Origin of the sequence: Pontibacterium sp., from assembly GCF_041587635.1 — a bacterium.
GTDB lineage: Bacteria > Pseudomonadota > Gammaproteobacteria > Pseudomonadales > Balneatricaceae > Pontibacterium.
The window spans coordinates 1-2,004 of record NZ_JBFGYC010000662.1 but is presented as its reverse complement, the minus strand read 5'-3'; the positions used below and the strand labels follow the sequence as shown (position 1 = coordinate 2,004).

Below are 2,004 nucleotides of genomic sequence, written 5' to 3'. Positions count from 1 at the left end.
CGCAAGCAATAACATCGCCAGCCGATACCCGCCGGCGATGTTATCTCTAAACGGGTGTTGAGCTTAGTTTAATTCAAAGACACTTGAACGTGCTTTAAGATAATCAAACTCTTCGCCGTTTTCTTCCGCTTCAAAACTCATCTCGTCAAGGCGCTGAAATTTTTCGATCTCATCGTCTGGCATATTGTGCAGGCAGCTTCCGCCAAAGTACCACAGTAAATCGCGGGCTATCAGGTGGACCAGATCCGGATACATGCGAAAGGCACGGTCCAGCAGGTCTTGCCCATGTTCACGTACTTCACCGGCACCGGATTCAAAATCTTCGATCAGTTGTTTCAGGCTCGCGATGAACTCTGCATCATCTTTGGTGAGTTCTTCGCGTGTAAATGGATCGCTCTTGATGAAGTTGTTATAGGCAATTTTCAGAAAATTCAGGTGGTGAATCTGATAGGGGGTCATGCGTTTCTCCGTCTGTCGATCAGTCCCATTTTATAACCAGTGGGCGCTGGCAGCTATAGCCGTTGATACGATATGAGCCGGGATATTGTTGAAGTCCTGAGATTCTCGTTCAAGTGAGAGTTTTTGGTACGGGTTTTTCCTCAAATCGTGGCTGGGACGCTATAATATGCGCCTGCCGCTGGTCGTGGGCTGACAATGAGAGAAGAGACTGAATCGGATACTGCAATAGAGTGTTGCAGCTGTTGAATCGTCCGCTTGCCGCCCACACTATGCTGACACCAGCCAATCAGGAAGTATCAATGACCACAGCGCTATCTATAAACAATCTGCGTAAAGTATATGACAACGGCTTTGAAGCGTTGAAAGGGATCTCATTGCAGGTTGAAGAGGGGGATTTCTTTGCTCTGCTCGGCCCTAACGGAGCCGGTAAGTCCACCACCTTGGGGATTGTTTCCTCATTGGTGAATAAATCCGAAGGTTCTGTATCCGTATTTGGCCATGATATGGAAAGTCAGCTCTCCAAAGCGAAGAAGTGTTTGGGTGTCGTACCGCAGGAGTTCAACTTCAACATGTTTGAGAAGGTGATTGATATTATCGTCACTCAGGCAGGTTACTATGGTATTCCACTCAACGAAGCGCGAGAGCGGGCAGAATTTTATCTGCGCAAACTGGGTTTATGGGACAAGCGCAACGAGCGTGCCCGTATGCTCTCAGGTGGCATGAAGCGTCGCCTGATGATTGCTCGGGCGTTGATCCATAATCCCCGCTTGCTGATCCTCGATGAGCCGACTGCGGGGGTTGATATCGAACTACGCCGTTCGATGTGGGAGTTCCTGCAGGAAATTAATGCCGCCGGGACCACAATTATCCTCACCACGCACTATCTGGAAGAAGCGGAAAGTCTGTGTCGTAACATCGCTATTATCGACCACGGTACCATCGTACAAGACACCAGTATGCGGGAGCTGCTTCTGCAGCTGAATACTGAAACCTTCATCTTGGATGTGAATCCACCACTGCAAAGCAAACCGCTACTCAACGGCTATACCAGCGAATTGCTGGACGACCATACGCTGCAGGTGGAAGTGGAACGTGAGCAGGGACTGAATGCCATCTTTCAGGCGTTGGAAGCACAAGGTATACAGGTTTCCAGCATGCGAAACAAAGCGAACCGACTGGAAGAGTTGTTTGTCTCTTTAGTTGATAAAAATCTGGCGCAGGAAAAAGCATGACCTCCAAAGAACTGTTTGTCGCTTTCAGTACGATTGTTACTAAAGAGATCCGACGTTTTACCCGCATCTGGGGGCAAACGTTGCTGCCGCCAGCGATCACTATGACCCTGTACTTCATCATCTTCGGTAACCTGATCGGTTCTCGTATTGGTGAGATGGGGGGCTTTAACTACATGGAGTATATCGTTCCGGGTCTGATCATGATGTCAGTGATCACCAACTCCTACGGTAACGTGGTGTCCTCGTTCTATAGCACCAAGTTTCAACGCAACATTGAAGAGCTGTTGGTATCCCCGATACCGTATTGGGTCAT

The 2,004-nt window shown here is 48.8% G+C and carries 3 protein-coding genes; 2 read left to right on the top strand and 1 reads right to left on the bottom strand.

Annotated features, from left to right (window positions below; all coding sequences use genetic code 11):
* Nucleotides 1–63: 63 nt before the first annotated feature.
* A complete protein-coding gene (locus ABYW01_RS20440) occupies nt 64–459 on the bottom strand; it encodes a PA2817 family protein (protein ID WP_372836326.1) in 396 nt (131 codons plus the stop codon).
* A 299-nt stretch (nt 460–758) separates the two neighbouring features.
* Here ABYW01_RS20440 and ABYW01_RS20435 point away from each other — a divergent pair, with 299 nt between their 5' ends.
* Nucleotides 759–1,691, top strand: coding sequence for an ABC transporter ATP-binding protein (locus ABYW01_RS20435; protein WP_372836324.1), 933 nt, complete (start codon nt 759–761; stop codon nt 1,689–1,691).
* Nucleotides 1,688–2,004: ABC transporter permease (locus ABYW01_RS20430; protein WP_372836322.1), on the top strand; the 317-nt coding region annotated here is incomplete at its 3' end. The genes ABYW01_RS20435 and ABYW01_RS20430, both read left to right, overlap by 4 nt.

What these genes read in the sequence shown, in the direction of transcription:
- ABYW01_RS20440 (WP_372836326.1), bottom strand. Translation starts at nt 459, where the DNA reads ATGACCCCCTATCAGATTCACCACCTGAATTTTCTGAAAATTGCCTAT.
- ABYW01_RS20435 (WP_372836324.1), top strand. Translation starts at nt 759, where the DNA reads ATGACCACAGCGCTATCTATAAACAATCTGCGTAAAGTATATGACAAC.